The organism is Erythrobacter sp. YT30, from assembly GCF_001542875.1.
GTDB lineage: Bacteria > Pseudomonadota > Alphaproteobacteria > Sphingomonadales > Sphingomonadaceae > Erythrobacter.
The window spans coordinates 585,270-612,241 of record NZ_LMAF01000002.1; the positions used below are offsets into that span (position 1 = coordinate 585,270).

A 26,972-nucleotide genomic window follows, 5' to 3' on the forward strand; every position below is an offset into this window, starting at 1 on the left:
TGGTGTGGAAACTGGAGCGGTTGGATTACCGGCCTCCGGACCACGCTCGATTGCTTCCCGGCTTTTTATCGGGCTCGAGCCGATTGACCTGCGCAGCGTACTAATTTCGCTCGTCTGCGCGATGGCGAGCTTCGTGCTCGCTTCCCTCTCTTTAGGCCTTTCGCGATTTGGCGACGGTTCGCTCGCAACCGTGTGGTTGCCGCCAGCCTGCGCTGCCGCCTTCCTATTGAGAATACCGCTCAAGAATGAGTTACCTTTTTTTGGCGCTTTGGCGTTCGGGATTTATTGCGCTGATCTGGCCTCGGGCTTAAGTCACTTCACCTCTGCGCTTTTTGGCCTTGCAAACATGGCCGAAGTTGCAGTCATGGTCGCGCTTGTGCGCCGTTACTGCGGACCGCAGCCCTCTATGACGAACATAAATCACCTTGGATTCGTCGTCTTGTTTGGAGCACTTGTCGCGCCGCTCGTCTCCGGCGCGATTGCTCTAAATGCAATGGCGCTGGATTTGGGGTTGGCGGGTACTTCGCTCGTTGAACAGGTGAGCAATTGGTATCTCGCGCACGGCCTTGGGATAACTCTGCTGGTTCCCGCTCTCTTGCTGCTCGCCGATTTGTGTCGGGATAGAGGGAATCTCGAAGCGTGGAGCTTTGCTGAGTGGCTTGCTCTACTGTCGCTGGGATTAATCGCCAGCTATCTGGTTTTTGCCCAAGCGAGCGCAGCATTGCTGTTTTTAATCCCACCGATAACTTTGTTGCATGCATTTCGGCTTGGATCGCTTGGTACCGCTCTCTTCCTTGCCGGCCTTTCAGCAATGGCCGCGCTGATAACGTCAAGCGGTATTGGCCCGCTATTCGAAGCAAGCTCTTCGCAGGCGGTTCGCAACCACCTGCTCCAAGCCTTTATCGCGGCCAATTTCCTTATAGGTTTGCCCGTTGCGGCAGCATTAGCCGGTCGCAAGCGGATTATGGATGTCGTTAAAAATGGAAGGCAACAGCTCGCAATTCTTGCGAACAACATCTCCGATGCCGTTCTTCATTATGACCTCAACGGCGTGTGCATCTATGCCTCTCCTTCAGTACAGTCGGTGATGGGCAAGGACCCTGCCAATGTGGTTGGCGCGCATTTCACCGTCGGCGTTCATGAAGACGCGCGCGAGCAAATCCTCTGGGTGTACGACCAACTGACCTCTGGTGCTTCGGAAAGGGAGCGGATCACATATCGTCGTTTCCTTGATAGCGAAGATGATACTCCAGTTTTTATCGAGGCCAGTTGCAGTGTCGTCGACAACGAAGGTGGTGCGGAGAAAGGCATTGTCGTCGCCGCTCGCGATGTCACGGAGCGAGTTGAACTCGAGCTGCTGTTGACCCGTGCAAGGCGCCATGCCGAAAACGGAGCGCGGGCCAAGTCCGAGTTTCTAGCCAATATGAGCCACGAGATCCGCACGCCGATGAACGGCGTTTTAGGATTTGCCGAATTGCTGCTCCAATCCGAATTGGACGAAGATCAGAAACGTCAGGCGCAGATGATCGTCCAATCGGGCCGTTCCATGATGATGCTCTTGAACGACGTCCTTGATCTATCGCGGATTGAGGCGGGCCAGATTGCAATCGACAACACGCCGGTAGATCTCGATGCGACGCTCGCCGAATGCGCCATGCTGCATCAACCCAATGCCGAGAAGAAAGGGCTCGAACTCGTATACGAGGCACCGGAAAATCTGCACGCGGGTCAAACCGCCGAAGCTGGCACTACACACGCTTCAAACAAGACACCTTGGGTGGTGACAGATGCCTTGCGGCTGCGGCAAATCATCCTCAACCTAATCGGAAATGCGGTGAAGTTCACCGAAACAGGGCGTATCACCGTCAGCTTTAGCCAAAACGAAAATGAATTCGCCATCATGGTTGCAGATACGGGCATTGGCATCCCGAAAGACCGTCTCGCGACGATTTTCAACCCCTTCACCCAGGCCGAAGGAGATACCGCCAGACGATATGGCGGTACAGGCCTTGGCTTGACGATAAGCCGCCAGCTAGCAGAGCTACTGGGCGGAGATATTGAAGTTTCGAGCAAAGAGGGCGAAGGCTCTCAGTTCACACTTACTCTGCCAGCCATCACCGTCGCCCCGTCTGGCGAACCTGAGCCTGCGCGAGAGCCCGATATCTTCCACGAAATGCCTGAAGAAGCGCGCATCCTTCTTGCAGAAGATCACGACGTGAATCGAATGCTAGCGCGTGAAATGCTGGAGCGTTGCGGACAAAGCGTTGCTGTTGCGCACGATGGCAATGAAGCGATCTCGATGGTGATGGACAGCATTATGCGCGGATCGCCCTATGACTTGGTCCTGATGGACATGCAAATGCCAGGCTGTGATGGCTATGAAGCAACGCGCGCCATTCGAGCCGAGGGAATCACCGCTGAACAATTGCCGATCGTCGCGCTGACCGCGAACGCGTTTCCCGAAGACGTCGCCGCTGCAAAGCAGGCGGGTATGCAGGCGCATTTGGCAAAGCCGATGGTTTTCGCCGATCTGGCGCGCGTCCTCCAGCGCTGGTTGCCAACCAAGATTGTGGAACCGGGCGGAGGTGTCGAAGTCGAAGCGTCTGGCCCCGATCACTCAGAAGTGATCGATTTGCTTCATGCCTCGCGTCCTGAGAACAAAGCAGATCGCGCATCGTCAGGTGAGCCGCAGACACATTCTCCAGCGCTACTCAAACGCTGGCAGACGCGGCGCAAGGAAGCGGTGGAAGCCGTACGCGGTGCAATAGACGAAGGCCTCCTGCAAGGTGACATGGCCGCTGCCGAGGCACGCGAGGAACTGGCACGGCTGGTCCACAAACTTGCCGGGACTGCAGCGATGTTCGGTGAGCCCGAACTGGGCGACCATGCTTCGTCGTTTGAAAATTCGCTCAGATTGAACCTTGATCCCAAAATCCAACAAGCACTGGCATCCGAGCTTTTAGCGATCGCGGGCAGTGAAGAAGGGTCGACCGCCCAACAGCGCGCGGAAGGTGGCGAGCCATAACTCTAGCTTGCTGAACCTCTCTAGATTTGCCGCCGGCGACCTAGATACCCAGCACAAAAACAAACGGCGGAGCCACAAAGGCCCCGCCGCTCGTTCCATCAGAAGCTAACCGACGAGTTAGAACTCGTAGCGAACGCCTACCTGAATACGCCATGCAGACGGATTGATCGCGATGGTAGTTTGGTCATCAGGATTAAAACCGCCGATTACATAGCGCCCCTGCGGATCAACGCCGTTAACTTCAATGGTGTCATCAATGTCGTCACCAGGGACAAGGTCATCCGGATTGAGGATTTCAATCCCCGCATCGGCGATATCGACCAAACCATTAAAACCACCACGCGAACGCAGGAGGTTGGCTCCGCTATCAAGTAGATTGAGGAAGTTTGCAAAGTCAGCAAACACTTCAATCCGATCGTCAGCAATCCCAGTCAAACTGCCGATGAATGGGATTTCCTGACTGATGCGCAAGTCCATATCGACATGCCAATCGTTACGACAAGTGTTGCGACGAATAGTTTCACCAGGATTGAAGCTACATTCATCTCCAACCGCACTATTTGCCAGGTAATCGACTGTCGCTTGGACCGCCTCGTCCTGTGCAGCTTGCAGTGCAGCAACCTGCGTCGCGCTGAAGCCTAGTCCGCTAAAGTCGGACAAGTTCGCATCATTGACGCCCGTCGGGATATAGAACAGCGCGTTATCACTGCCCGATGCGGAATCGGCAAATACACCACCACCGTCGAAGGTGAGGCTGTAAGGGCGACCTTCACGGGCTCGGAAGAAAATACCAAGGTTGGTATCGTATCCGTCAAAGAACTGCTCGCGGAAGTTCACCGCAGCGGTAAAGTTATGGCGGGTCTCAGTGGTCGCTGTCGACACAACGGGATCTTGACGGTCAAACGCTGCGGTCACGTCGAAGGAGGACGTCGCCGTAGACGATTGATTGTTGCGCGCATTGTTCGAGTCGGTGAAGGCATAGCCAAACTGTACCCTCGTCGAACCACCGCTAGTTAACAGTCCGCTTTGGAAATCCTTACTCAGAATGATCGAAGCAGAATGCGAATCTGAGCTACGACCATTGGTGAGCTGAATGTTGTCATCCCTGCGAGTGTTAAAGCATTCCGCCGTAAGCCCCGTGTAGACTGGAGGCGTTCCGCCAGTGCCCTGAAGCACAGCGTTGCAGCCAGTAGCGGTTGCATCGACAGCCTGATAGATCGGACGTCCGTCGACCGTGAAGCCGCCATTCGTACGAACATCCGGAGCTTGGCTAAGATCGACAAAGTTAATGTTGTTGTTGAAGCGCGAGTAAATGTAGTCGAGCTGCAACTGCCAATCACTGAAAAACCCACTTTCGGTACCGAAAGTGGTCTGGAATGCGAGACTTGCGCGGGTCACGGTTGGGACATCGAAATCCGGATCGGTCGATTGGACGTCAAAGCCACCGCTGCCTGCAACATTGGCCGCTGCTTCGACGGCACACTGCGGGAAGCCTGCAAACTGACCGCCTTGCAGGACATCGAAAGTGCCATCAGGATTGGCAAATCCAGCGCATTCCGCATCGAAGGTATCGCCATCTGCGCTAGCAAATCCGTCATTTGAGAAGGCGTTAGAAAAATAGACAACCGGATCACCACCAGAGAAGATGCCGACACCGCCTGTCAAACGACTGTTCGAGAAGAAGCCATCATTGTCGAACTCATAGGTAGCCGACAGGCGTGGCAAAACAACCGGGCCAAGCTGACCGAATGAAACCCTGTTAGTGAAACCATATCGGTCGAAAAAGTTCGGGTTGGCGCGTGGTGCACCACCATCATATAGCTGCACACGGACACCTGCGTTGATCGCGAGTTGATCGGTAGCTTGCCATTCGTCCTGTGCGTACACTGAGTAGATGCGACGGCTGAAACGAGCAGCCGCGTTATTAATATCACCGTCGATACTGGATCGAATGGTCGCGCCACCGACATCACCTCCGCCTACGAGATCATCTACGTCTTGGAAGACACCTGATTCAGTACCAGGGGCAACGATACCAGCTGCAAAATTATCAAGGCCATCGAAGTAGATCGTGCCGGTTGCGTTGATCGCAAACAGGTTAAAGACTTCGAGATCATTGATCTCTGCGCCAAACTTCAGGAAGTGACCACCGCCCGCATCATAGTTTAGCTGGAAACGAGCCTGATCGATCTTCTGATCGAGTTGGTTTGCTGAACGGAAGATTTGTGGGCCGGTCGACAAAGCGCCGTTTTGGTTCGTCACACCACCGTCAGACGTTGGAGTGCCGTCTGGTGCGACACCAACTACAAGGCGCGGTGTCGGATTGTCTGACTGTGCTTCCCCGAAACCGACCGGGCCTTGAATATCACCGACTTCGGAGCGGCTTACACGAAGCTCCGTCGAAATGCTGTCGCTCCACTGTGAATAGAGACGTACAGAGTAATAATCGGACGCAGTGCCTTCGTCTTCAAATGAATTGAGGCCAGTGATGAGAGGTCCCAGACCACCACCGTCAGATTCAACGTTGGTCTCTTCAAGGCGCTGATAAGTTGCCTCGATACGATGATCTTCGTTGATAACTGCGTCGAGACGGCCGAAGTAACGCACGTTTCCTTCAGGAAGCGATGTTGGGTATCCCCCAACATCTTGACCGTAGACATCATTTGCAATCTGCGCGAACCGATCGAACTGTGCCTGGCTGATTGCGTTGGATTCATTTGTAAAACCACCGCCTGCAGGGCCGAAATTGTTGCCTTGAGTCAAGTCAGCTTCTTCATAACCGAACGAGAAGAAAAGACGATCTGGGATGATCGGACCGTTCAGGGTAACACCCCAGCGCTTTTCTTCGTTGGCCGAGAGCTCTTGCCCATCGAGATTGTTGGCAAACAGGCCGCTGTCAAAATAGGTGAAGAAGGCCGAGCCATGGAATTCATTCGACCCGGCTTTGGTGACGGTATTGACGAGACAGCCAGTGAATTCCGAATACTCAACGTCGAACGGTGCAAACTCAACCGAGATTTGATCAATGACATCGAACGGAAGCGGGAGCGAGTTACGCGCTGCGAATGGCGTGCCGTTAAGGCCAAACGTGTCCGACTGAACGATGCCGTCAACCGTGAAGGTGTTTGTCCGGTCGTTTCCGCCGAGGCAGGAAATACGATCAACGTCGTTGTTCTGCTCAAGGCTGACGCGTGGGTCGATGCGGATGATGTCGCGAACGTCGCGCGTGATCGACGGGAACGCTTCAAGCGTTTGCGTATCGAATGCGCTACCAGGGCCGACTGCAACCTGTGTTGCGCGAGCGCGGGCGCCGGTCACGATAATGGTGTTGCCAGTCGTGCTCTCTTCGAGCAAGAAGTTGAAACCAATGTTGCCCGAGATGTTGGTGTAGACCTCTTCGATGGTCTGACCTTCAAATCCGGGCGCCGTCACGGTGACGGTGTAGGGGCCGCCAGGTTGCAGAGACTGGATACGGAAGTTGCCGTCTGCGCCGGTTGTTTGCGTGCGAGTGGCGCCAGTACGCGTGTCGGTAACGGTCGCGGTCGCGTTGGCGATCGGCGCACCAGATGCGTCGGTAACCTCGCCTTCGACGCCCGATGTAATCTGCTGAGCAGCAGCTGGTGCCGCGACGATGGTTGCGGCAGAGAGAGAAACGACGCTCGCTGCCAAAAGATATTTGAGTTTCATGGTTTAGCCCCTGAACACATTGGAGAAGGAATTTGTGTGTTTGACGCGGCTCCCCCTAGGAGCGCTCCGCTTCGGAAAAGCGACTGTTTTGTGACAATCGTGTGACATGAAGCCTGGGCCGGAGGCACAAAGCCAAGCGAAATCAATCCATCCACAGGCTAAGCCTAGGATTCCCGTGGGGAAATGGGCTTGTGTTGCAAGTGCGCCACGAACTGACGATTTTTGCCCGATTTCTTAGCCTGTCTCGATAGAGCGTTCTAAATCGTGGGCAGGCCGATTTTGCCCGAAAAATTGACGCTTTTCTAGCGCAGTTGTTCTTAGGGTCGGCCCGTTAATGCTCACGCGATTCGATGTCGTTAGGCGAGATTAATCTCGCGCAGTCTTTGCATGAGGAAATCGTGCGAACTAATCGCCTCGGGCGGCGTTTCCCAGCAATCCCCGCCAGTGCAGTTTGCAAGCGGTTCAATTACATAATCGGGCCTGAAATGCAGAAAAAACGGCATTGAATAACGCGATCTTTGCGCTGCTGGTCCTTTCGGATTGACGACGCGATGCGTGGTGGAAACAAGCCTACCATTGGTGAGCCGCTCCAACATGTCGCCGACATTGATGACGAGGGCGCCCTCAGGGACGTCGACCGCATGCCATTCACCGGCCTTGGTGAGCAGTTCGAGACCTGCCTCCTCCGCACCCAGCAATAGAGTAATCGTGTTGATATCGCCGTGCGCAGCAGCTCTGATGGCACCTTCAGGCGCATCTGGGCCAAGCGGTGGATAATGAAGGAGGCGCATGACCGAATTGCCGTCTTCTACCGTTGCCGCGAAGAAATCGCGCGGGAGATCAAGGTGAAGCGCAATCGCTTCGAGAACACGCAGGCCTGCATTTTCAAATGCCGCGTACAGCTCGCGGAATACTGGTTCGAATGTGTCGATCTCGTCAGGCCACACATTGGGCGCCATAAACTCGCTTAGGGCGTGACCCTTCGGCAAATCGCGCCCGACATGCCAAAATTCTTTTAGGTCGAAAACCGACGCGTCCTTCGCCTTTTCCGTTCCAAACGGAGTGTACCCGCGCGCACCGCCGCCACCGTCCAATTTGTACGATTGCTTAACTTCCGGCGGCAGCGCAAAGAACTTCTTCGAGTTGGCCTCTGCCCGGTCAATCAGCTCTTGCGAAATGCCATGATCGCGAACCACTGCAAAACCGAATTCGGCAAAGCTGCGGCCCAGCTCGTCGGCGATCTCTTCGAGCGGCTGCGCCAGCGATACGCTGGCGATATTGATATCTGCGGTCTGTGTCATGATGTCTATCTAATCCGTCGATCGGGGATTTTCCATCGGTATCGCGAAGGGCGATCAAAGGGGCAGGAACAGGCTCGCTAGCGCCGCGCTCATCAAATTGGCGAGACTTCCTGCAGCTAGCGCCTTAAGCCCAAGCCGAGCGATCACGGGCCTTTGATTGGGTGCAAGGCCACCAGTCACCGCCATCTGGATTGCGATGGATGAGAAATTCGCAAATCCGCAGAGCGCAAAGGTTACAATCGAGCGGCTACGTTCGGTCAGCCCCTCAACTGCACCCAATTCAATGAAGGCCACAAATTCGTTGAGCACAATCTTGGTACCGAACAATCCACCTGCAATCTGCGCCTGGTCCCAGTCCGAAATTCCGATAAGAAACATGACTGGGGCAAAGACGTATCCGAGTAATTGCTGGAACGAGATATCGGGATAGCCAAACCAGCCACCGATCCCGCTCAGCATACCGTTCGCCAACGCGACGAGCGCGACAAACACCATCACCATAGCGCCAACGGCAACGGCCAGCTTGACGCCGGTAGTTGTTCCTTGCGCGGCAGCTTCAATGATATTGGCGGGCTTTTCGCCCTCTTCGAATGTTTCTGAGACGGTAACATTCGAGAGCTCTTTGTCGTGAGCCGCGGCTTCTTCGGGGTCATCCGGCATGATGATCTTGGCCATCAAGATACCGCCCGGTGCCGACATAAAGGCAGCGGCGAGCAGGTATGGCACCGCGTCATCCCCAAGGAACGAGGCATAGGCGGCAAGGATCGTCCCTGCCACGCCCGCCATTCCGACGCACATCAATGTAAATAAACGCGACGGCGGCAGGGCGGCGAGGTAGGGCCGAACTACGAGAGGACTTTCTGATTGGCCGACAAAGATGTTGGCTGCACTACCCAATGCCTCAACCTTGCTGATGCCAGTTACCCATCCAATCGCACCCCCCAGCCAGCGAACCAGTCGCTGCATGATGCCGAGATAGTAGAGGATAGACACCAGCGCCGCGAAAAATACGATCACCGGCAGCGCCGCAATAAGGAACGTGTTGGCAAAAGGGTTTTGACCCATCGGCCCAAACAAGGTCTCAATCCCCTGCACCGAATAGCTGAGCAAAGCGATGACCCCGTCAGACAGGAATTTGATAACCGTCACGCCGAAATCGGTCCTGAGCACGAGTACTGCCATAACTGCCTGAAGGGCGAAGGCCGCCCCAACAACACGCAAATTGATGTTGCGCTTTCCTGATGACAAGAGAAAGGCGATGGCAAGGATCGCGATGATCCCGGCAATACTATAGATATAGGGTGAGATGGTTGTGTTTCGCCGCTCGTCCGGCGGCGCCCCCGAAAGTTGATCCCGTGACCGATACGGTTGGCATTTTGCGAACGCGAGCGCAATGGGTTTGCGCCCTAGTCAGTCCACAGCTCAAATCGGGCTGGCTTTTCTTTTTATACCGCCCTGCCTAACCATGGCGGTATGAACGAAGCTGCTGCCAAGCCTACAACCGCGCCCGCTGCCAATTCGGCGGGGACCACAATGCCAACCGGACTATTTGCCTTTTTGATCCTGTATGGCGGGATGACAGTGCTGGCGGGCGTCGTCGCATTCAAACAGGTGCAATTGTGGCCCAGCCAACTGGCGGTTGAAGCGGGAATTTTCCCGTTCCTGCTGCTCGTTGTGATCTCAAGCACCATCTCGCAGCTTTACGGCAAGGCCATGGCGCAAAAGCTGGTGTGGTGGGGATTTGTTCCGCTGCTACTTTCAGCCGCGCTGATCTATCTCGTGCTGAGCCTCCCGCCCTCTCCGGAAATGACTGAGTTTCGAGGGGAGGACTTATCTGCGTTCGAACGCGTTCTCGGCCAGACACCGCGCATTTTGATGGCTGGCCCTGCAGCCTATATTACGTCGCTGCTGCTCAACATCTGGATCTTCAACCGGCTGCGCGGAAGCGGTGAAGCAACCACATTTGGACTGATGGCGCGAGGCGCCATCGCATCTGCTCTTAGCCAGGCGCTCGATTCCGTCATCTTCATCACACTCGCTTTTTACGGCGAATTTGACATCACCAACCTGCTCATTGGGCAAGTTTTGGCGAAGGTGACACTGAGTGTCATACTGGTGCCATTTCTCATTACCTTCGGGGTGCGCGCGGCGACCTGGCTGGATGGCCGCGATTAGCTCGCAGCGAACCAACCCTCACCCAAAGCATCAGCGACAACAGCTGCTCTTAGCGCTTCGATACCCATTCCTTTTTCTGCGCTTGTGAGATGTAATTCGGGATAGGCGGCGGGCCGTTTGCGGATTTCATCGGCTACTTTTTGCGCGGTTTTCGTAAGATCTGATGCTTTGATCTTGTCGGTCTTTGTCAGCACGACGCGATATCCGACAGCTGCCTCGTCGAGCATTTTCATCATGTCGCGGTCGACATCCTTCAGTCCATGCCTGCTATCGACCAGCACCAGATTACGCGCGAGAACCTGCCGGCCGCGGAGGTAACTTTTGACAAGGCTCTTCCACCGTTCAACGATTTTGACAGGCGCTTTGGCAAAGCCATATCCCGGCATGTCGACAAGTCTGAATTGTGTCGGTTCGCCCACTTCGAAGAAATTTAGCTCCTGGGTTCGGCCCGGTGTCACAGATGCGCGTGCAATTGCCTTGCGACCAGTGAGCGCATTAAGGAGCGAGGATTTACCGACATTCGACCGACCGCAGAATGCAATCTCGGGCACCGTTGGGTCGGGAAGGAATTTTAGCTGTGGGGCAGACAGCAGGAAGTCTACCCGGCCTGAGAACAGTCGGGATGCAGCTTTTTCACGCAGCTGTTGTTCGCGCTCTTCAATAGAGGGTAAGCTCGCGTTCAAGCCTTGCTGTCCGCTTCGGCTGCTTTTTCCTTAGCCTTTTCCGCTTTCTCCTTTTCCGCCGCCGCTTTCAGCTGCGGATGGCGCGAATAAAGGTAGGTTTGTTGAGCAAGGGTGAGCACGTTGGACGTTACCCAGTAAAGCAGGAGACCGGCCGCGAATGGCGCCATCACAAACATCAAAACCCACGGCATGATGTTGAAAATCTGCTGCTGCATCGGATCCATCGTCGATGGATTCAGTTTGAACGTTAGCCACATGGTCACACCAAGCAAGACCGCCAGAACGCCGATACCGAGGAAGCCAGGAACCTCAAACGGCAGCAGACCGAACAGGTTCAGGATCGTCCACGGATCGGGCGCGGAAAGATCTTTGATCCAGAAGGGGATGAATTCTTCATGCCGCATCTCAATCGCGAGGATCAGAACTTTATAGAGGGCAAAGAAGATCGGGATCTGAATGAGAAGCGGCAGACATCCGGCGAGCGGATTGACGCCTTCATCCTTATACAGCTTCATGATCTCTTGCTGTTGCTGCTGTTTGTCGTCCTTAAATCGCTCTTGAATTTGCTTCATTTTCGGCTGGACGGCTTTCATCTGCGCCATTGATGCAAACTGTTTTTGCGCGATGGGGAAGAGCAGGCCGCGGATAACAAATGTGAGCGCGATAATCGCGACGCCGAAATTGCCGATCAGCCCGAATATCGTTTTCAAAAGCCAGAGCATCGGCTTTTCAAGGAACCAGAACCAACCCCACGAAATCGCCAGATCAAACTGCGCGATGCCATCTGTTTCAGCATAGGCATCAAGAACAGCGCTTTCCTTCGCACCGGCAAACAGCTTGGTCGATTGGGTCAGCGTATCGCCTGCGGCAACGGTAACCGGTGCATAGCTGATATCGGCGCGGTAAAGGCCATTGCTTAGGCGGCGGAAAGCAGGCTCTGCAGCGCCCGTTTCTGGAATAAGAGCGGAAAGCCAATACCGATCAGTAAAGCCGATCCAATCCACCGCGCCTTCGGGCCGATAAGGATTTCTGGCATCGGTAGGCAGATCATCATAGCCATAATCTTCATCAATCGTCCCGTCGAACGAGCCGATTGGCCCAGCATGGACAAGCCATTCATCAGGCGAGGCATTGGTAATTGAGCGATCAAGAAGAGCAAATGGTTGAACAATCGCCGCGCCTTCGCCGGTATTCTCAACCTTCTGCACCGCATTGATCATGAACTGATCATCGATTGTATAGGTGATCGAATACGTGATGCCGTTTTCGGCGGAATGCGTCAGCGTCACCGGAGTTTCAGGCGACAGGATATCGCCATCAGCGACCCATTTGGTGCTGCTCGGCAGGCGCTTGCCCTCCACGATAAATCCGAACTCGGCAAAGTACTGGTCACCCGTGCGCGCCGGGGCGAACAGCTGCACGTTTCCGGACGTTTTATCGACTGTCTGGTTGTAGTCATTCAGTACCACATCATCGATACGCGCGCCAATAAGGTTGATCGAACCTCGGACGCGCGGTGCATCAATACGCACGCGATCTGCGGTGCCAAGCGCTGCGCCAAGCTCCAATGGACCGTGCGGCGCGACATCCGCGCCAAGATCTACTGGCGCGCCGCTGGCAGTCGCGGTGGCAGGCGCTTCTTCTTCGCCAGTGCCGGTAACAGACGCCGTCACCGATGCCTCTGGATAAAGGAACCGCATGCCCAGATCCCAGCCGAGAATAAGCAGGCCGGAAAGCACGACGGCGAGAATAAGATTGCGTTGATTGTCCAAGACGTAAGCTCGTTATCTGGTGACGATTAAGTGTGTTATGTAAGTATGACAGTTGCCATTTCCAGTCCTCTCAAGGAACCGGATCATGGCCACTGCCCCCCCATGGGTGACAGCGCCCTATACGCTTTGCCGCCAGCCATCCACCCTTGATCGCACCGTGCTTTTGCAATGCTTGGATTGCATATTCGCTACAAGAGGGAGCAAAGCGGCAAGTCGGTGGTAGAATGCGGGAGGGCCCAAGCTGCCATCCGCGAGCGATCCAGATCAGGACTTGCTTCATTTTCGAGCGGCTCTGTTGCCTCTGCGGGGTCTGCGAGCGCTATCGCCTTTCCCTTCAGCTGCTCGGGTGAGTGCTGCGTCCAATTCCTCGGCCATGCGCGAAAAATCACGTTCCACACCGCCTGCCCGGCCGATCAAAACATGATCGTGATTGTCGAGCCCCCTGTCCGGCAGAGCTGCGCGCAAGAGCTCACGAAAGCGCCGCTTCATGCGATTGCGCACGATAGCATTACCGATCTTCTTCGTTACAGTGATGCCATACCGCATGCCCTCATCACCATTGGGCCGTGTCAGCAGCACAAAGCCAGGCCGCGCGTTGCGCAAGCCTTTATTGGCAGCAAGAAAATCGGAGCGCTTGGTAAGAACGGAAAGGGTCATCAATAGTCGCACTACAACAAACAGGCTCCCTAAGGGAGCCTGCAAGCCCTACCGGGCGCTCACACCGATGCGGCCTTTAGGCAGCAAGAGCGAGAATTTCGCACCCCTGACAGGGTGCTCAAAAAATTAAGCCGTCAGTTTCTTGCGACCGCGGCGGCGACGTGCGCGCAGCAGTTTACGACCACCGACAGTGGCTTTGCGTGCGAAGAAACCATGGCGACGCTTGCGCACAAGATTGCTGGGCTGGAAAGTCCGCTTCATTTCGACCTCGAATAATCTAGCTGATGTCGTGGCCGCCAAAACACTTGCCGGGTCTCAACATCGGGAAAAATAATCGCGCGGCGCAGAGCCGCCAAACGATTCAATCAGGCGCGCGCAGTTATGGGATGGCGACGTATGAGTCAAGCAGACACTTGGCCTCACAGCAAAGCAAACTCCGCAATCTGGCTCGCGCTCAACTGCACATCAACCCTCTCAATTGTCATGTCGGGCACGACAATGTCTATAGGCTCGCCAGCAAGTCGATCCAACTTTCGCTGTTCCTTGTTGTCGCGAACCCATTCTCGCATCTGACCGCCATTAAGCCATAGCGCGCCATGATGCGGCACCGAATTGGTCATCGCGTAAAAGTCGCGGGCACGGCCCTCGCTCATGCCCATCTCTTCATAGTAGTCGAGGTAAAGGCGGTTTTCCGGAGCATCCTCGGGAAAATCGTGGGGCTCGCGGCCATAGATATCGCGCCAGGAATGGACAGCAAATTCCGCGCGGTCATCCATTGTACGTTTTGCGCCCGCGAGGAATAACTCTACCGCGCCAGAACGCACGGATCCGCCAGCAGGGACGTGAGTGGCAAGCCCGGCATCACGAATGCGGCGGCCAAGCTCCAGATTGGCAATGTCATGGCTTGTTCCCGGTGCTTCGATCATGTCGAGCCGGCCGAGTTCGGGAAAATCGCGCAGCATTGCATCAAAGTGCAAAGGGGCTGCGGCATCGGTGGCACCAACGATTGCCGCGCGCCGATCATCAAGCACCAAGAACGGACCATAACTTGCAAGCGCCTTTGACACGTCCCGGCTTGCCAGTGGTGTCTGATATCGCGCGGGCTCGCGCACCAGAGTGGTGGTAAGCGTCGTCACGATCCCGTTGACGCTGTGTGTCGTCTTGGTTGTATGCGCGGTATGCATCGCGACCTGATCGAGCCACGCAGCCGCATCATCATCAGTGACCCTCACCCAGCTTTGCGTGGCATGATCCCATTCCTCGACCCAGCGTTCGGTGCTGACCGTGCGGCTTCCCGCTAGACCAGATCCGGCTGATGCGAGACTTGGCACTGCAAGCGCCAGCATCATCAAGAGCAGAGTCGTAAGACGTTTCATTGGGCCCCAATGCCCAATGGCCCTTTTAGGAAGAGCGAATTTTTATGCTTGCGATTGTATTGAGATATCGTGCGTAGGCGGCCTTCAAGGATCGCCTAGCCACGTCTGATAACATGATCTTAACCGCTGATTGCCGGCACAAACGCCTAAGGAGCCGGAGGGGCTGTCAAAGGGGGTTAATCGCAAGTGGTCGCACTGGTCGAGACGGTGGCGTATCTGGGCCTGGAAGCGCGCCGGGTTGAGGTCCAATGCCAGGTTGCGCCCGGGATGCCACGTTTCTCTATCGTAGGCCTGCCGGATAAAGCGGTAAGCGAAAGCCGTGAGCGAGTGCAGGCGGCACTGTCAGCCATGGGTCTCGCACTCCCTCCAAAGCGTATCACGGTGAATCTGTCTCCCGCTGACTTGCCCAAAGATGGATCGCATTACGATCTGCCGATTGCGTTGGCGCTACTTGGAGCGATGGGCGTCACTGATGCAGAGCAATTGGGCGATTGGCTCGCGGTTGGAGAACTGGCTTTGGATGGCCGCGTGGTTGCATCGCCCGGCGTTTTGATCGCGGCGCTTCATGCGAGCGAAGCGGAACGCGGGCTAATCTGCCCGTTTGATCAGGGATCGGAGGCGAAATGGGCGAGCGGAGTTCCGTTGCTCGCGCCGCGTGATCTGTCCAGCCTCCTCGCGCATCTCAAAGGCGATACATTCTTGCCCGATCCTCAACGCGGGAAGGTCGCCAATGCGGCTGTGACAGCAGACCTTAAACAGGTGAAGGGTCAGGAAACAGCCAAGCGCGCCTTGGAAATTGCGGCTGCTGGCGGGCACAACCTATTGATGACCGGACCGCCGGGATCGGGAAAAAGCCTGCTGGCGTCCTGCCTCCCGGGCATTTTGCCAGAGCTTACTCCGACCGAAGCATTGGAAGTGTCGATGGTCCAATCGGTTGCAGGTACATTGGAGGCAGGCACGATCAGCCGCGCGCGCCCGTTTCGTGCACCGCATCATTCTGCAAGTATGGCAGCGCTTACGGGTGGCGGTCTCAAAGTCCGACCCGGCGAAGTAAGCCTCGCGCATCTTGGTGTATTGTTCCTTGATGAATTGCCGGAATTTCAACGTCCTGTGCTGGACTCGCTTCGCCAGCCGCTCGAAACCGGCCAAGTCGATGTTGCGCGAGCCAATGCGCATGTGACGTTCCCCGCACGGGTCCAACTGATCGCAGCGATGAACCCATGCCGCTGTGGCCATGCGGGCGAAGCTGAGCGCATATGCTCGCGCCATCCGCGCTGTGTCGGCGAGTATCAAGGGCGGCTTTCCGGGCCATTGCTCGACCGGATCGACTGCCATGTCGAAGTCGCAGCCGTCAGCGCAATAGACCTATCAATGCCGCCGCCTGCCGAGGGGAGTGATGAAGTGGCGCAGCGCGTTGCAGCTGCGCGATCGCGAGCGACAAAACGCGGTGTGCGATCAAATGCTGAACTGGAAGGCGACGTTTTGGAGGAGCATGCCGTGCCCGATGATGAGGGTAGAGCTCTTCTCATGAGAGCCGCAGAGAAGTTGCGCCTCTCAGCGCGCGGCTACACGCGAATGCTTCGGGTAGCACGAACAATTGCCGATCTTTCAGGCGCTCAGCAAATAGGTCGCGCCCATATTGCCGAGGCTCTCAGTTATCGCCAGCAATCAATGGTGCGCTAGTCGGCGCAGTTCATTTTGCAGCAAGGCTGGAACCTGTTAGCAGGCAGACCCCTCGCCTCGAATAAAGCTCTCTCGTGTCCGATACCGCCGCCCTCTCTGCTGAAGAGACCGCCACCGGCTATGCCAAGGGCGGCGAAGAAGAAGGCGCGCTTAGGCGGCGATTGCTTGGTGTCGGAGCGACAATCCTTGTCGAAATCGCGATCATCGCGCTTTTGCTCACGCTGGGCTGGAACCTTGCGGAGGACCGGACCGAAACACCAATTGTGACAACGCTCGATGCGCAGAATTTCGCGGAAAGCGAGCCCGCTGCCGAAGAGCCAACGCAACCTGAAACACCGCCTCAGCCGCAGTCAGCCCCTTCACCTCGACCGCCTGACCTCCAACCTTTTGAGCCGCCAGAGGAACCGGTTCCCACGCCGCTCGACCCACCAGTGATCATCCAGCCAAGGCAAGATTCTCCGCCCAGCCCGCCACGTCCAACACCCTCACCAGCGCCTCGGCAACCAGCTGATCCGCCTGCGCGCGTTTATGGACCGCCCGACACCGGTCCACCGGGTGGGTCATTCGATAGCCAGCGTGTGGGCACCGCTCCCAATGGCGAACCCATGTATGCGGCGCGCTGGTATCGTGAACCCACGCGGCAGGAACTTGCCGGCTATCTATCTACCGCTACTGGGCCGGGCAGCGCGTTGATTGTGTGCAGGACAGTGCCCGATTTCTATGTCGAGGATTGCGAGCTGCTTGGAGAAAGCCCGCGCGGCTCACAAATGGGCCGGGCCGTGCTCGCCGCAGCCTGGCAATTCCGTGTACGCCCCGCGATTGTCGGAGGCCGATCGCAAGTGGGATCGTGGGTGCGCATCCGGATCGATTACACGCGCACGCAGCGGTAACCTGTCAATCGCGGATCAAGGCAGGCTTGTCTTCCCCGCAAATTATCGCCACGCGCCAAATCATGGATCTTTGGTGGCTCATCTATGTCGGCGCTGCCTTGCTTCTCGTCGCCTACGCGGTGCGAGACGAGCTGAAACTGCGCCTGCTCATCGTCATCTCGACTTTCATTTACATCGTCTACTATTTCATCGTGCCTTCGCCCCCACTGTGGGACGCGATCATCACCAGCCTGCTGATGGTGGGTGTCAATTTCTGGGTGCTGGGCCAGATCATGTTTGAGCGAACCACATTGCGCCTCAGCGAAGACGAGAAAACGCTGTTCGACGCGTTTGAGACGCTTTCGCCTGGCCAATTCCGACGCGTACTAAAGCTCGCCCAATGGCGCCGCGCCGATGATCCGGATGGTACTGTACTGACACGCGAAGATGAGCCTTCGACAGCGCTTTTCTATATCTTCGATGGCATTATCTCGGTTGAAAAGCATGGTCGTCAATTTCGACTGCCAGCGGACAATTTCGTGGGAGAAGTTGGCTATGTCCTAAATCGGCCGACAACAACAACTTCGGTTGCGCCTCAAGGTGTGCGCTATATCGAATGGGACGCCTCAGCCCTTCGCAGCCTAAGCGACAAGTATCCCAATCTCGGCAATGCCTTGAATGCGATGCTCACACGCGATTTGGCGAAGAAATTGAAGACCAGTTACCGCCCGGAAGACGCTATGCCAGCAACGCCCGAAAGCGTGGAATTGCTCGAAGCAGCCGAATAGAGCGCTAGGCGACGTGTTCGCGCACCACTTCGACGAAAGCGCCGCCCCAATTGTCGAGCTTTTTCGCTCCGACGCCTGATATCTGACCCATTTCCCGTAAGGTTTCGGGTTTGTCAGATGCCATCGCGCGCAAGACACTATCATGGAAGATCACGTAAGCGGGCACGTTGTGTTCCTCGGCGAGCGCCTTGCGGCGTTCGCGCAAGGCATCGAAGAGCGGGTCGCCCACGGGATTAGACCCGTTCGTATCGCTTTCCCCTCGCCGCCTGCGTTTGCGTTTCGGTGGCTCAGCGATTGTGACAGCCCGTTCGCCTTTGAGGATGGCGCGCGCTTCATCGCCCAGGGCCATGCCGCCATGATCGGTTGGCACCAGCATTTCATGCGCCATCAACGCGCGCATCACCGGACGCAGTAGGGGTGCTTCATCGGCATCGAGAATGCCGAACACGGAAAGCGCATGATGGCCGCGTTGCACAACCCGATCATCTTCGCGGCCCAGCAGCACTTTTTCGACATGCCCAATGCCAAAACTTTGCCCGGTGCGATATACGGCGGAGAGTAACTTTTGCGCGATCTCGGTCACATCGAGGACATTGGGTGGATCGAGGCAGATGTCGCAATTCCCGCAGGCGTCCGTCGGTTGCTCGCCGAAATGGCGCAATAGGATTGCCCGTCGGCAGGTGGCCGCCTCGACTAGGCCCGCAAGGGCATTGAGCCGCGCGCGTTCGCCGGGGAGGCGATCTTCACTGACTTCGCCTAGCCACTGGCGCGCCTTGGAAAAATCGCTCGCGCCCCAGAACAATTGCGCAATCGCAGGATCGCCATCGCGTCCCGCACGGCCTGTTTCCTGGTAATAAGCCTCGATCGATTTGGGCAGACCCGCATGGACAACAAAGCGCACGTCGGGTTTGTCGATCCCCATGCCGAAGGCGATGGTGGCGACCATCACCATATCTTCTGATCGCACGAATTCGGCTTGCACTCGTGCGCGCTCTTCGGGTGGGAGGCCTGCATGGTAGGCGCCAGTTGGACGGCCCGTAGAGGCGAGTTTTTCAGAGAGGTCCTCGGTCGCCTTGCGGCTATGCGCATAGACAATGCCCGCGCCGGGAGTGTGAGTGATGAAGTCGGCAATCTGGCGTGCCGTGTTTTCCCGCGGCGTAATGCGATATTGGATGTTGGGCCGGTCAAATCCAGCAACCAACATGCCTTTCTGCGGGATGCCCAATTGTTTGAGAATGTCGGCACGCGTTACCTCGTCCGCTGTAGCGGTGAGTGCGAGGCGAGGAACGTTCGGGTGAGCGTCGAGAAAAGGGCGGAGTTCGCGATAGTCGGGGCGGAAATCATGGCCCCATTCCGACACGCAATGGGCTTCATCAATCGCGAAGAGCGAGATCGGAATCCCATCCAGCAGCGATCGAAACCCGGATGTCGTCGCCCGTTCCGGCGCGACATAGAGCAAGTCCAAATCGCCAGCGCGAAGGCGGTCTAGCGTTTCAGCGCGATTTTGATCTGCCGATGTCAACGAAGCAGCGCGGATGCCTACTGCTTCCGCTGCGCGGATCTGATCATGCATCAAGGCAATGAGCGGAGATACCACCACAGCGGTTCCGGGCAGTGCGAGCGCCGGTATCTGATAGCACAGCGACTTTCCCGCGCCTGTCGGCATCAGCGCAAGCGTTGGCTTGCCGCGAAGGATCCGCTCGATCACAGCCTCTTGCTGGCCGCGAAACCCGGCAAATCCGAAAGTCTCGCGTAAGATTTCGTGAATGTCAGGTAGGGCCGCGACGCTCATGCCGACTGCAATAGAGCATCCACGCGACGCTTACAGCCGCGCGGCACGATGAAATGGCAGTTATCCCGCTGCTTTTTTTGCTTTGCCCAGATCAACCACCGCCGCATCGCCGCCGCTTTTGTGCGGGGTTGCGATTGTGCCGTCAGTACGCTTGCCCAAATCAGCCTTGGCAATCAGGTTGAGATCGGTGTGATCGAGAATACGTCCATCATGCGACAGCACCGAAACAGAGGAGATCGGCAAGCGATCCTGCTCATCCACTAGCACCGGATCTTCGGCGACGAACTCGCTGCCGTGTTTCTGACCCCAAAGTCGCAGAGCAATCATCGCAGGAAGCAAGTCAAACCCTTTTGGCGTCAATCGGTATTCGACTTTACGGCGATCATCCTCGCATGGCTCACGTTTGAGAATGCCGTGATCGACCAGTTTTGCCAGTCTGTTGGACAGGATATTGCGAGCAATGCCGAGTTCAGTGAGAAATTCTTCGAAGTGCTTCAGCCCGTTAAAGCTTGCCCTCAGGATCATGAACGACCAACGTTCGCCCATAACTTCAAGTGCTTGCGGCAATCCACAATCGCGCAACTCCCGCAAGGGTTCTCTCATTTCGCCCATAGATATCCTTTCCCTGGCGTCAGCTTAACCTGATTTACAGGAACCGCAAAAAATATATTTAGTTTCTAGTTGCAACTTAAAACCTAATCGCATAGGTAGTGATTCGCAACTGGTTTCGGAATGAAACCTTTTGTCGCAAAATGCAAATGATCCCTGCATCCGAAAGGAACGACATATGACCCTCTCCCTCCCCCGCGCAGAACGCATCTCCATCTTTGCATCGGCACTGGTTTACACTGCGGCCACTTTCGCAGTCGCAACCAGCTCAACCCCAGCCATTGCCGCTGATGGCCCTTATTACACCGCCGTTCTGGCGCAGCCGACTGATGAAAACCGCGCTGTTGCTGGCGGCGTTGCGTGGGCCTGCAAAGGCACTACATGCGTAGCGAACAAGGGCACTTCACGCCCGATCCGCATGTGCCGCGGGCTGTCAAAAGAGCTTGGCGAAGTGGCAAGCTTCACAGCCAAAGGCAAAGAGCTCGAAGCTGGCAAACTCGCAAAGTGCAACGGAAAGTAAGCCAGTCTGCCCCCTAACCCCCACCGTCCGACACTCTCCACTCCGGACGGTTCATTGAGCCCCCGGCGCAGCGTTTCCCCAGAGCTGCGCCGGGGTTTTTTGTGACCTGACTGCCCCCTCGTGCTTTAATCAGAGAAAGCCTGACTGTGTCAGCTGAGATTCAAGCGCTGTTGCATCGGTGAACAGATGTGCATCCCAGCCGCGTTTTTTGGCGGCTTCGATATTTGCCGGATTGTCATCGGTGAAAAACAGATCGCCGCCGCTGCGCCGGCTGCGTTCTTCGACAATTGCATAGATACGCGGATCTGGCTTTGCGACCTCTTCGGTGCCAGAAACAATGATGTCTTCGAACAGGTCAAAGATCGGCTGAGTGGGACGGAACAGATGCCAGAATTCGTGCCCGAAGTTTGTGAGGCAGAAGAGCGGAACATTAGCTTTATCGAGACGCCTCACAATATCGTGGCTGCCTTGCACCGGGCCTGGGACTGTTTCGTTGAAGCGCGTCGCATAGGCATTGATGTGCGCTTTGTACGTTGGAAACTTGGCAATACGCTCTGGCACCATGTCATCGAGCGGTCTGCCCCGGTCATGCTCGAAATGCCATTCTTCGGTGACGACGTTGGCGAGGAACCAGTCTAGCTCCTCTTTATCGCTGATCAGCTGTTCAAAAAGCGCGCGCAGTTCCCAGTGGAACAGCACTCGCCCAACATCGAAGACCACCGCTTTCTGCATACCCTACTTCCATAAACAGCTACGGCCCGCTCTCCTTGTCGGAGGCGGGCCGCTGTAACCAATCCCGCGCGCTTCAATTGCTCGCGAGGACTATCGCATCGCTTAACCCTGGCGGGCTTTGAAGCGACGATTGGTTTTGTTGATGACGTAAGTACGACCGCGACGACGGATTACGCGGCAATCGCGGTGGCGGTTCTTCAGCGACTTAAGGCTGTTGCGGATTTTCACGGGGCTTACCCTTCTAAACTCGTTCAAATAAAAAAGCGCCAAGGCACAGCTCGGCGCACTTCAATTTCAAGCGCCGCCCTTACGCATGACGCCCGGATTGGTCAAGTATTCTCGCGAATCTCGGTCAATTTGCGCTCCCAGGCGAGGGCATGCGCAATAATCGTGTCGAGATCGGCGTGTTTGGGCTCCCATGGAAGCGCAGCGCGAATGCGAGATGGGTCAGACACAAGCGAATCGGGATCGCCTGCACGGCGCCCTTCGATGTGACGATCGATCTGCATGTTGGTGACACGGTCAACAGCATCTAGCACTTCGAGCACTGAAAAGCCTCGTCCATAGCCGCAATTCATGGTGAGCGAGCGTTCGGGCTGTTCGATAAGCGCCTCCAATGCGAGGACATGCGCAGCCGCAAGATCACTGACATGGATGTAATCGCGGACGCCTGTGCCGTCGGGCGTGTCGTAGTCGGTGCCAAAAACGCTGACATGCGATCTTTTGCCCAGGGCCGCCTCGACCGCGACCTTTATAAGATGCGTCGCGCCAGCGGTAGATTGGCCACTGCGAGCACGCGGATCGGCACCTGCGACATTGAAATAGCGAAGCGCGCAGAAATTCATCGCGTGCGCTTTCGCCGTGTCGCCCAACATCTGTTCGGTCATCAGCTTTGACCAGCCATATGGGTTGATAGGGGCCTTGTGACTGTCCTCGGTGATCGGCGAGCTTTCTGGCTCACCATAAGTCGCCGCCGTCGATGAGAAGATAAAATGCGGCACGCCCGCTTTCACCGCCGCCTCGATCAGAGCGCGGCTCTTCACCGTGTTGTTGTGATAGTATTTGAGCGGGTTTTCGACGCTTTCTGGCACGATAATCGAGCCTGCAAAGTGCATCACGGCCTTACAATCATGCTTGGCGAAAATCTCCGCTACGAGCGCGCCGTCTTCGATATCGCCTTCGTAAAGTGGGACGTGATCGGGCACGGCGAAGCGAAAACCCGTTGTCAAGTTGTCAATCACGACGACCGGCCAATCGGCATCGCTCAGCGCAAGAACGGCATGGCTGCCAATATAGCCCGCACCGCCTGTTACAAGGACGCAGGGTTTTGCAGATTGAGTTTCAGAATGTGTCGTCATGCCAGCCCGCCTAATAGAGTGCGACTTCAAATTGGTGAAGCCATTGAGAAAGATATGAGGAGTTAGAAGCGCTTTACGCTTTTGGCACGCCTGTGTGCTATCACCCATTTGAGACATAATTTCGGGAGCGGGCGCGATGCCTTTCACTTTCAAAAAATCGACGACGATCATCACAGCTTTGGCGGCCACCGCATTGACAGGATGCACCAGCGCTTACACTGGGCCCGTTGAAGTCACCCGGTTCGTCGCTGAAAATCCCGCTGGATTGGGGCAAGGGCCCATTCGGCTGCAATTCCCCAACGAAGAGCTGAAACAAGAAACACGCCAAGCCTTTGCTGCTGCAATCGCGCAGGAATTGTCTGAACAGGGATACGAAGTTCAAATCGTCTCTGGCCCTGAGAATGATGGCGCCGTGCAGATCGCCAGCATTGTCACCGCGCGCAACCCGGTCGCATCGGCTGACAACTCCCGCGGCCCCGTCAGCGTAGGTGTTGGTGGCGGCACGGGCAGCTTTGGCAGCGGCGTTGGGGTGGGCGTTGGTATCAATCTGGGCGGCGGCCCGCGCGGCCCCAATGCCGTGACAGAGCTATCAGTCCGGATCACTTCGGCTGCTGGCGAAACTCTATGGGAAGGCCGCGCGGAACAGGCCATTTCGGTCAATTCCGACTACGCCGAAGTGAACGCAAGCGCGCAGGCTTTGGCCAAGGCCTTGTTTCGCGATTTTCCCGGTGGCAATGGCGAAACCGTCAGCGTTGACGTCACCGATCTGTAAGAGCCAGGCCAAAGGACACAAATGACCGCAATCGCCATTGATGCCGCTTTCGACAGCGGCAATATTGAGGTGCTCTCGATCGAGGGAAACACCTCCAAGCTCGCGATCAAAAAGGACCATATGTCCGACTTTGCGCAATGGTTTCACTTTCGGGTGACGGGCGGCCAGGGTGAAGAGCTTGAACTAAAAATCACTGGTCTCAATAAGTCGGCCTACACTGGCGGTTGGCCAGGATACGATGCCTGCGTGTCGGAAGACCGCGAGTATTGGGCTCGCGCGGGGAGCTCTTTTGACAAAGACGAAGAGGATGGAACGCTAACTATCCGATATGCGCCCGCATCGAACATCGCCTATTTCGCCTATTTCGCGCCCTATTCGATGGAGCGGCATCACGATCTGGTTGCCGAAGCTGCTGCCAGCGAAGGTGTCGAATTGACCCGACTGACAACAACTATCGATGGCCTTCCGCTTGATATGCTGACTATGGGCGAAGGCGATACCAAGGTCTGGCTTTATGCGCGTCAGCATCCCGGTGAAACGCAGGCCGAATGGTGGATGGAAGGGGCACTGGAATGCCTCACTGATCCGACCGACCCAGTCGCGCGAACGCTACGGCAGAAATGTCGGCTGTATATCGTGCCAAATTGCAATCCAGATGGGTCAGCGCGCGGACATTTGCGCACCAATGCTGTGGGCACCAATCTCAATCGCGAATGGGCAAGCCCGTCGGCTGAGAAATCGCCCGAAGTGCTCGCGATCCGCAATGCCATGGACGAGACGGGAGTGGATTTTGCGATGGACGTCCACGGCGATGAAGCGATACCTGCAAACTTCTTGGCTGGATTTGAAGGCATCCCGTCATGGAATGATGACCAAGGCGAGCACTTCTATCGCTACCAGCGCATCCTCGACCGTCGCACGCCCGATTTTCAGACGAAGCTCGGCTATCCCAAGTCACAGCCGGGCAAAGCAAATCTCAGCATCAGCACCAATCAGGTGGCTGAGCGGTATGGCGCATGCGCGATGACACTGGAGATGCCGTACAAGGATCTCGCTGACTTCCCTGAGCCCGAGCAGGGCTGGTCGCCGGAGCGCTGCAAGGTTTTGGCGCGCGATTGTTTGGCGGCTCTGGTTGAGTGGCTTGAAGGCGTAGAATAGACACCTCACGGCTCGTGCAACACGATTTTTCAGGATTGGCAGGTGCGGTGCATGTCGAACGGCCTTTTTCGTGGTAACACTTTCTTGAGACATGAGATCTGGGGAGAGTCGCCATGCCAACCAATATGCTACGCCGCCGCGCAATACTGACAGGACTTGGCCTATCAGGCGCTTCGTTATTGTTACCCGCGGCTGCCCGCGCTCAGGGTATCGGCGATATTCTTGGTGGCGATGACGAAGACGGCGGCGGTCTTGGCCTCTCCTCCATTCTTGGCAAGGCAACCGACAATGCGCTGGATGAACTCGCGCAGCCGGGAGCGTTCTTCAACGACGACGCGATCCGGATCGGGCTTCCCGTTCTGGGCACTCTGGGCGGAGGTAAGAAAAGCGGCGTTCTGGGCACCATCCTTGGCGCTGGTTCGAAAATGGCAGGACTTCCCAGCGTTGATGATATCATTCGCGGGATCAATGACGCGGCAGGAGTGGCGGCTGGCGAGGCAAAGCCCATTTTCCGCGAAGCGATTGACGGCCTTTCGTTCAGCGATGCGCCGGGCATCATTAAAGAGAACGATGGCGGCACCCAATATCTTCGCCGTTCATCCAACGACAGCCTGCATGAAAAGCTGACCCCGCTAGTCGACACCGCTCTGGGCGATCTTGGCATTCATGGCCAGATCGACAAGCTTGCCGAACAATCGAGCCTTTTGCGCGATGCCGGACTTGATCGGCAAAGCGTCAACAAAACCGTCACCGATCAAGGTCTCGACGGGATTTTCAGCTATATCGGCAAGGAGGAAATTGCGTTTCGCAAGAACCCATTGCGGGGCCTGGGAAGCATTCTGGGGAGCTAGTCAGACAAGGCTGTCAGGCCCGAAGGCGTGGGGAAGCAACTGCGACAAAGTAACTCTGCGCACCTCGTCCGCCCCGACGCAGAATATGGCCGGGTCGGTTCCACCAAGCGCTGCAAGTTCATGCAAGACCTGACGACAGCGCCCGCACGGTGTGATCGGTGCGCCATCCCCTTTGTCATCGGGGCCGACAACGGCCACTGCAATCAAACCGCCCCGCCTGCCGTCAGTCATCGCTTTGGAAACCGCATTGGTTTCAGCACACAAAGCTAGGCCATAGCTTGCATTCTCGACATTGGCCCCGGTTACGACCGCTCCATCGTCGAACAAGAGGGCCGCGCCCACCTGATAATCGGAATAGGGCGCATAAGCGTTCTGCGAGGCCTCTCGCGCCGCTGCGATGAGGGCATCGCGCTTGTCATCGCTCACGCTCATTTTTGCACCACCACCCATTCCAACGGTTCTTCTGCAGCCGCGCTGTGGAACTGACTGTTCGCGCTCCATAGCAGCCATGGCCGCCCCGCGTAATCAGGCCGCGCGCGGTCACGCACCAGCCACAAGTCCCTCTCCAGCGATCGCGCGATCCGGTGACGCATTTCAAATGCTTCGCCGACTTTCAGAATGACAGGTTTACCCGCGTGCATCTCAACCTGATTGACCAAAGTCATCAACTCGCTTTCAACCTTGGCATCGCTGACCGGAGTTGGGCATTGCAAGGCCAATTGCTGCACTTCTATCGCAGGTGGCAAAAGGCTGTCATTGCGCGGTACCATCTGCGTGAAATAGGTGCTTTGCGGATCGGCGGGGATGCACGGATTGAAAGGCAAAAGCACACCGATCTTCAGATCCGTTTCCGATGCCAGCGCAAATCTGCTTGCGAAATCATCATCGAGCGCGCGCGGGTTTTGCTCCAGCCGCAGATAAGCGAACTGCGCGCCAATCGCGGGAAGCGCTTTGTAACGCATTTGCTCAGGCTCTGCGGGAATGACAGCTCCTTGTTCGGGATAGAGATCAGCATCCGGGCGCCAATCGCGCATATCTATCCAAAGCCAAGCCGAAAAAATGATGGTGGCCAGCACTAGAGCGGCAAAGGCCAGCCACATAAAGCGCACAATGCCGCCCGTTTGGGATTTGCGCGTCGAACGCGCACGTGGTCGAGCCGCCATT

The 26,972-nt window shown here is 56.4% G+C and carries 25 protein-coding genes; 9 read left to right on the forward strand and 16 right to left on the reverse strand.

The genetic code is table 11. The features are described from left to right. Nucleotides 1-121: 121 nt before the first annotated feature. On the forward strand, nucleotides 122-3,025 hold the full coding sequence (locus AUC45_RS07410; protein ID WP_233998813.1) for an ATP-binding protein: 2,904 nt from the start codon (nucleotides 122-124) through the stop codon (nucleotides 3,023-3,025). A 117-nt stretch (nucleotides 3,026-3,142) separates the two neighbouring features. Here the strand turns inward: AUC45_RS07410 and AUC45_RS07415 are convergent, their stop codons facing one another. From AUC45_RS07415 to AUC45_RS07425, 3 genes are all read right to left on the reverse strand, one after another. Then, nucleotides 3,143-6,712, reverse strand: coding sequence for a TonB-dependent receptor (locus AUC45_RS07415; RefSeq protein WP_067600526.1), 3,570 nt, complete (start codon nucleotides 6,710-6,712; stop codon nucleotides 3,143-3,145). A gap of 356 nt (nucleotides 6,713-7,068) precedes the next feature. Continuing rightward, entirely contained in the window at nucleotides 7,069-8,013 is a 945-nt protein-coding gene (locus AUC45_RS07420; RefSeq protein ID WP_067600529.1) for an isopenicillin N synthase family oxygenase, read from the reverse strand. Between the two features lie 54 nt (nucleotides 8,014-8,067). Continuing rightward, nucleotides 8,068-9,321, reverse strand: a complete 1,254-nt coding sequence (locus tag AUC45_RS07425; protein ID WP_067600532.1) for a NupC/NupG family nucleoside CNT transporter — start codon at nucleotides 9,319-9,321, stop codon at nucleotides 8,068-8,070. Nucleotides 9,322-9,486: 165 nt separating this feature from the next. Between AUC45_RS07425 and AUC45_RS07430 the strand changes: the two genes are divergently transcribed. Continuing rightward, complete coding sequence (locus AUC45_RS07430; protein ID WP_067600535.1) at nucleotides 9,487-10,188, forward strand: queuosine precursor transporter; 702 nt, start codon at nucleotides 9,487-9,489, stop codon at nucleotides 10,186-10,188. On the opposite strand, the gene yihA is transcribed toward AUC45_RS07430, so the two are convergent. From yihA to AUC45_RS07450, 6 genes are all read right to left on the reverse strand, one after another. Further along, complete coding sequence (gene yihA / locus AUC45_RS07435) at nucleotides 10,185-10,871, reverse strand: ribosome biogenesis GTP-binding protein YihA/YsxC (RefSeq protein WP_369815225.1); 687 nt, start codon at nucleotides 10,869-10,871, stop codon at nucleotides 10,185-10,187. The genes AUC45_RS07430 and yihA overlap by 4 nt on opposite strands. Next, nucleotides 10,868-12,643: a membrane protein insertase YidC gene (gene yidC, locus AUC45_RS07440; RefSeq protein WP_067600538.1), complete on the reverse strand. Its 1,776-nt coding sequence runs from the start codon at nucleotides 12,641-12,643 to the stop codon at nucleotides 10,868-10,870. Before yidC ends, yihA begins: the two co-directional genes overlap by 4 nt. A gap of 70 nt (nucleotides 12,644-12,713) precedes the next feature. Further along, complete coding sequence (yidD, locus tag AUC45_RS15525; RefSeq protein ID WP_082701026.1) at nucleotides 12,714-12,923, reverse strand: membrane protein insertion efficiency factor YidD; 210 nt, start codon at nucleotides 12,921-12,923, stop codon at nucleotides 12,714-12,716. Further along, the gene (rnpA, locus tag AUC45_RS07445; RefSeq protein WP_067600541.1) at nucleotides 12,920-13,300 is read right to left on the reverse strand and encodes a ribonuclease P protein component; all 381 of its coding nucleotides are present in this window, start codon (nucleotides 13,298-13,300) and stop codon (nucleotides 12,920-12,922) included. The genes yidD and rnpA overlap by 4 nt, the downstream gene beginning before the upstream one ends. A 126-nt stretch (nucleotides 13,301-13,426) precedes the next feature. Next, on the reverse strand, nucleotides 13,427-13,561 hold the full coding sequence (gene rpmH, locus AUC45_RS15530; RefSeq protein ID WP_082701027.1) for a 50S ribosomal protein L34: 135 nt from the start codon (nucleotides 13,559-13,561) through the stop codon (nucleotides 13,427-13,429). 158 nt (nucleotides 13,562-13,719) lie between these two features. Then, entirely contained in the window at nucleotides 13,720-14,676 is a 957-nt protein-coding gene (locus AUC45_RS07450) for a hypothetical protein (protein WP_067600544.1), read from the reverse strand. Nucleotides 14,677-14,862: 186 nt separating this feature from the next. On the opposite strand from AUC45_RS07450, the gene AUC45_RS07455 reads away from it, so the two are divergent. From AUC45_RS07455 to AUC45_RS07465, 3 genes are all read left to right on the forward strand, one after another. Continuing rightward, nucleotides 14,863-16,359, forward strand: a complete 1,497-nt coding sequence (locus tag AUC45_RS07455; RefSeq protein ID WP_067600546.1) for a YifB family Mg chelatase-like AAA ATPase — start codon at nucleotides 14,863-14,865, stop codon at nucleotides 16,357-16,359. Nucleotides 16,360-16,433: 74 nt separating this feature from the next. Then, nucleotides 16,434-17,249, forward strand: a complete 816-nt coding sequence (locus AUC45_RS16140; RefSeq protein ID WP_156423790.1) for a hypothetical protein — start codon at nucleotides 16,434-16,436, stop codon at nucleotides 17,247-17,249. Nucleotides 17,250-17,311: 62 nt separating this feature from the next. Next, the gene (locus AUC45_RS07465; RefSeq protein WP_067600549.1) at nucleotides 17,312-18,016 is read left to right on the forward strand and encodes a Crp/Fnr family transcriptional regulator; all 705 of its coding nucleotides are present in this window, start codon (nucleotides 17,312-17,314) and stop codon (nucleotides 18,014-18,016) included. A 4-nt stretch (nucleotides 18,017-18,020) separates the two neighbouring features. On the opposite strand, the gene recQ is transcribed toward AUC45_RS07465, so the two are convergent. Both recQ and AUC45_RS07475 read right to left on the reverse strand, forming a co-directional pair. After that, a complete protein-coding gene (gene recQ / locus AUC45_RS07470; protein WP_067600552.1) occupies nucleotides 18,021-19,808 on the reverse strand; it encodes a DNA helicase RecQ in 1,788 nt (595 codons plus the stop codon). 60 nt (nucleotides 19,809-19,868) lie between these two features. Continuing rightward, on the reverse strand, nucleotides 19,869-20,420 hold the full coding sequence (locus AUC45_RS07475; protein ID WP_067600555.1) for a helix-turn-helix domain-containing protein: 552 nt from the start codon (nucleotides 20,418-20,420) through the stop codon (nucleotides 19,869-19,871). 175 nt (nucleotides 20,421-20,595) lie between these two features. On the opposite strand from AUC45_RS07475, the gene AUC45_RS07480 reads away from it, so the two are divergent. Further along, nucleotides 20,596-20,937 (forward strand): hypothetical protein, encoded by a 342-nt coding sequence (locus AUC45_RS07480; protein WP_067600558.1) that lies wholly within the window; start codon nucleotides 20,596-20,598, stop codon nucleotides 20,935-20,937. A gap of 129 nt (nucleotides 20,938-21,066) precedes the next feature. Here AUC45_RS07480 and AUC45_RS07485 read toward each other — a convergent pair whose 3' ends face one another. From AUC45_RS07485 to galE, 3 genes are all read right to left on the reverse strand, one after another. Continuing rightward, the gene (locus AUC45_RS07485) at nucleotides 21,067-21,669 is read right to left on the reverse strand and encodes an HAD-IA family hydrolase (RefSeq protein ID WP_067600561.1); all 603 of its coding nucleotides are present in this window, start codon (nucleotides 21,667-21,669) and stop codon (nucleotides 21,067-21,069) included. 102 nt (nucleotides 21,670-21,771) lie between these two features. Continuing rightward, a complete protein-coding gene (ykgO, locus tag AUC45_RS15535; protein ID WP_007165381.1) occupies nucleotides 21,772-21,897 on the reverse strand; it encodes a type B 50S ribosomal protein L36 in 126 nt (41 codons plus the stop codon). A 101-nt stretch (nucleotides 21,898-21,998) separates the two neighbouring features. Further along, complete coding sequence (gene galE / locus AUC45_RS07490) at nucleotides 21,999-23,027, reverse strand: UDP-glucose 4-epimerase GalE (protein WP_067600564.1); 1,029 nt, start codon at nucleotides 23,025-23,027, stop codon at nucleotides 21,999-22,001. A gap of 136 nt (nucleotides 23,028-23,163) precedes the next feature. Here galE and AUC45_RS07495 point away from each other — a divergent pair, with 136 nt between their 5' ends. The 3 genes from AUC45_RS07495 (at nucleotide 23,164) to AUC45_RS07505 (ending at nucleotide 25,808) form a co-directional block, all read left to right on the forward strand. Continuing rightward, a complete protein-coding gene (locus tag AUC45_RS07495) occupies nucleotides 23,164-23,799 on the forward strand; it encodes a DUF4136 domain-containing protein (RefSeq protein ID WP_067600567.1) in 636 nt (211 codons plus the stop codon). Nucleotides 23,800-23,820: 21 nt separating this feature from the next. Continuing rightward, a complete protein-coding gene (locus AUC45_RS07500) occupies nucleotides 23,821-24,957 on the forward strand; it encodes a M14-type cytosolic carboxypeptidase (protein ID WP_067600569.1) in 1,137 nt (378 codons plus the stop codon). 113 nt (nucleotides 24,958-25,070) lie between these two features. Continuing rightward, complete coding sequence (locus AUC45_RS07505; RefSeq protein ID WP_067600572.1) at nucleotides 25,071-25,808, forward strand: DUF4197 domain-containing protein; 738 nt, start codon at nucleotides 25,071-25,073, stop codon at nucleotides 25,806-25,808. On the opposite strand, the gene AUC45_RS07510 is transcribed toward AUC45_RS07505, so the two are convergent. Beyond that, on the reverse strand, nucleotides 25,809-26,240 hold the full coding sequence (locus AUC45_RS07510; RefSeq protein WP_067600575.1) for a cytidine deaminase: 432 nt from the start codon (nucleotides 26,238-26,240) through the stop codon (nucleotides 25,809-25,811). Then, nucleotides 26,237-26,971 (reverse strand): glycoside hydrolase family 25 protein, encoded by a 735-nt coding sequence (locus tag AUC45_RS07515; protein ID WP_067600577.1) that lies wholly within the window; start codon nucleotides 26,969-26,971, stop codon nucleotides 26,237-26,239. Before AUC45_RS07515 ends, AUC45_RS07510 begins: the two co-directional genes overlap by 4 nt. Nucleotide 26,972: the final 1 nt, after the last annotated feature.

Excerpts from the sequence above, each read along its gene's own strand:
- AUC45_RS07410 (WP_233998813.1), top strand. The coding sequence starts at position 122 with ATGGCGAGCTTCGTGCTCGCTTCCCTCTCTTTAGGCCTTTCGCGATTT.
- AUC45_RS07415 (WP_067600526.1), bottom strand. The coding sequence starts at position 6,712 with ATGAAACTCAAATATCTTTTGGCAGCGAGCGTCGTTTCTCTCTCTGCC.
- AUC45_RS07420 (WP_067600529.1), bottom strand. The coding sequence starts at position 8,013 with ATGACACAGACCGCAGATATCAATATCGCCAGCGTATCGCTGGCGCAG.
- AUC45_RS07430 (WP_067600535.1), top strand. The coding sequence starts at position 9,487 with ATGAACGAAGCTGCTGCCAAGCCTACAACCGCGCCCGCTGCCAATTCG.
- yidD (WP_082701026.1), bottom strand. The coding sequence starts at position 12,923 with ATGAAGCAAGTCCTGATCTGGATCGCTCGCGGATGGCAGCTTGGGCCC.
- rnpA (WP_067600541.1), bottom strand. The coding sequence starts at position 13,300 with ATGACCCTTTCCGTTCTTACCAAGCGCTCCGATTTTCTTGCTGCCAAT.
- rpmH (WP_082701027.1), bottom strand. The coding sequence starts at position 13,561 with ATGAAGCGGACTTTCCAGCCCAGCAATCTTGTGCGCAAGCGTCGCCAT.
- AUC45_RS07450 (WP_067600544.1), bottom strand. The coding sequence starts at position 14,676 with ATGAAACGTCTTACGACTCTGCTCTTGATGATGCTGGCGCTTGCAGTG.
- AUC45_RS07465 (WP_067600549.1), top strand. The coding sequence starts at position 17,312 with ATGGATCTTTGGTGGCTCATCTATGTCGGCGCTGCCTTGCTTCTCGTC.
- recQ (WP_067600552.1), bottom strand. The coding sequence starts at position 19,808 with ATGAGCGTCGCGGCCCTACCTGACATTCACGAAATCTTACGCGAGACT.
- AUC45_RS07475 (WP_067600555.1), bottom strand. The coding sequence starts at position 20,420 with ATGGGCGAAATGAGAGAACCCTTGCGGGAGTTGCGCGATTGTGGATTG.
- AUC45_RS07480 (WP_067600558.1), top strand. The coding sequence starts at position 20,596 with ATGACCCTCTCCCTCCCCCGCGCAGAACGCATCTCCATCTTTGCATCG.
- AUC45_RS07485 (WP_067600561.1), bottom strand. The coding sequence starts at position 21,669 with ATGCAGAAAGCGGTGGTCTTCGATGTTGGGCGAGTGCTGTTCCACTGG.
- galE (WP_067600564.1), bottom strand. The coding sequence starts at position 23,027 with ATGACGACACATTCTGAAACTCAATCTGCAAAACCCTGCGTCCTTGTA.
- AUC45_RS07495 (WP_067600567.1), top strand. The coding sequence starts at position 23,164 with ATGCCTTTCACTTTCAAAAAATCGACGACGATCATCACAGCTTTGGCG.
- AUC45_RS07500 (WP_067600569.1), top strand. The coding sequence starts at position 23,821 with ATGACCGCAATCGCCATTGATGCCGCTTTCGACAGCGGCAATATTGAG.
- AUC45_RS07505 (WP_067600572.1), top strand. The coding sequence starts at position 25,071 with ATGCCAACCAATATGCTACGCCGCCGCGCAATACTGACAGGACTTGGC.
- AUC45_RS07510 (WP_067600575.1), bottom strand. The coding sequence starts at position 26,240 with ATGAGCGTGAGCGATGACAAGCGCGATGCCCTCATCGCAGCGGCGCGA.
- AUC45_RS07515 (WP_067600577.1), bottom strand. The coding sequence starts at position 26,971 with ATGGCGGCTCGACCACGTGCGCGTTCGACGCGCAAATCCCAAACGGGC.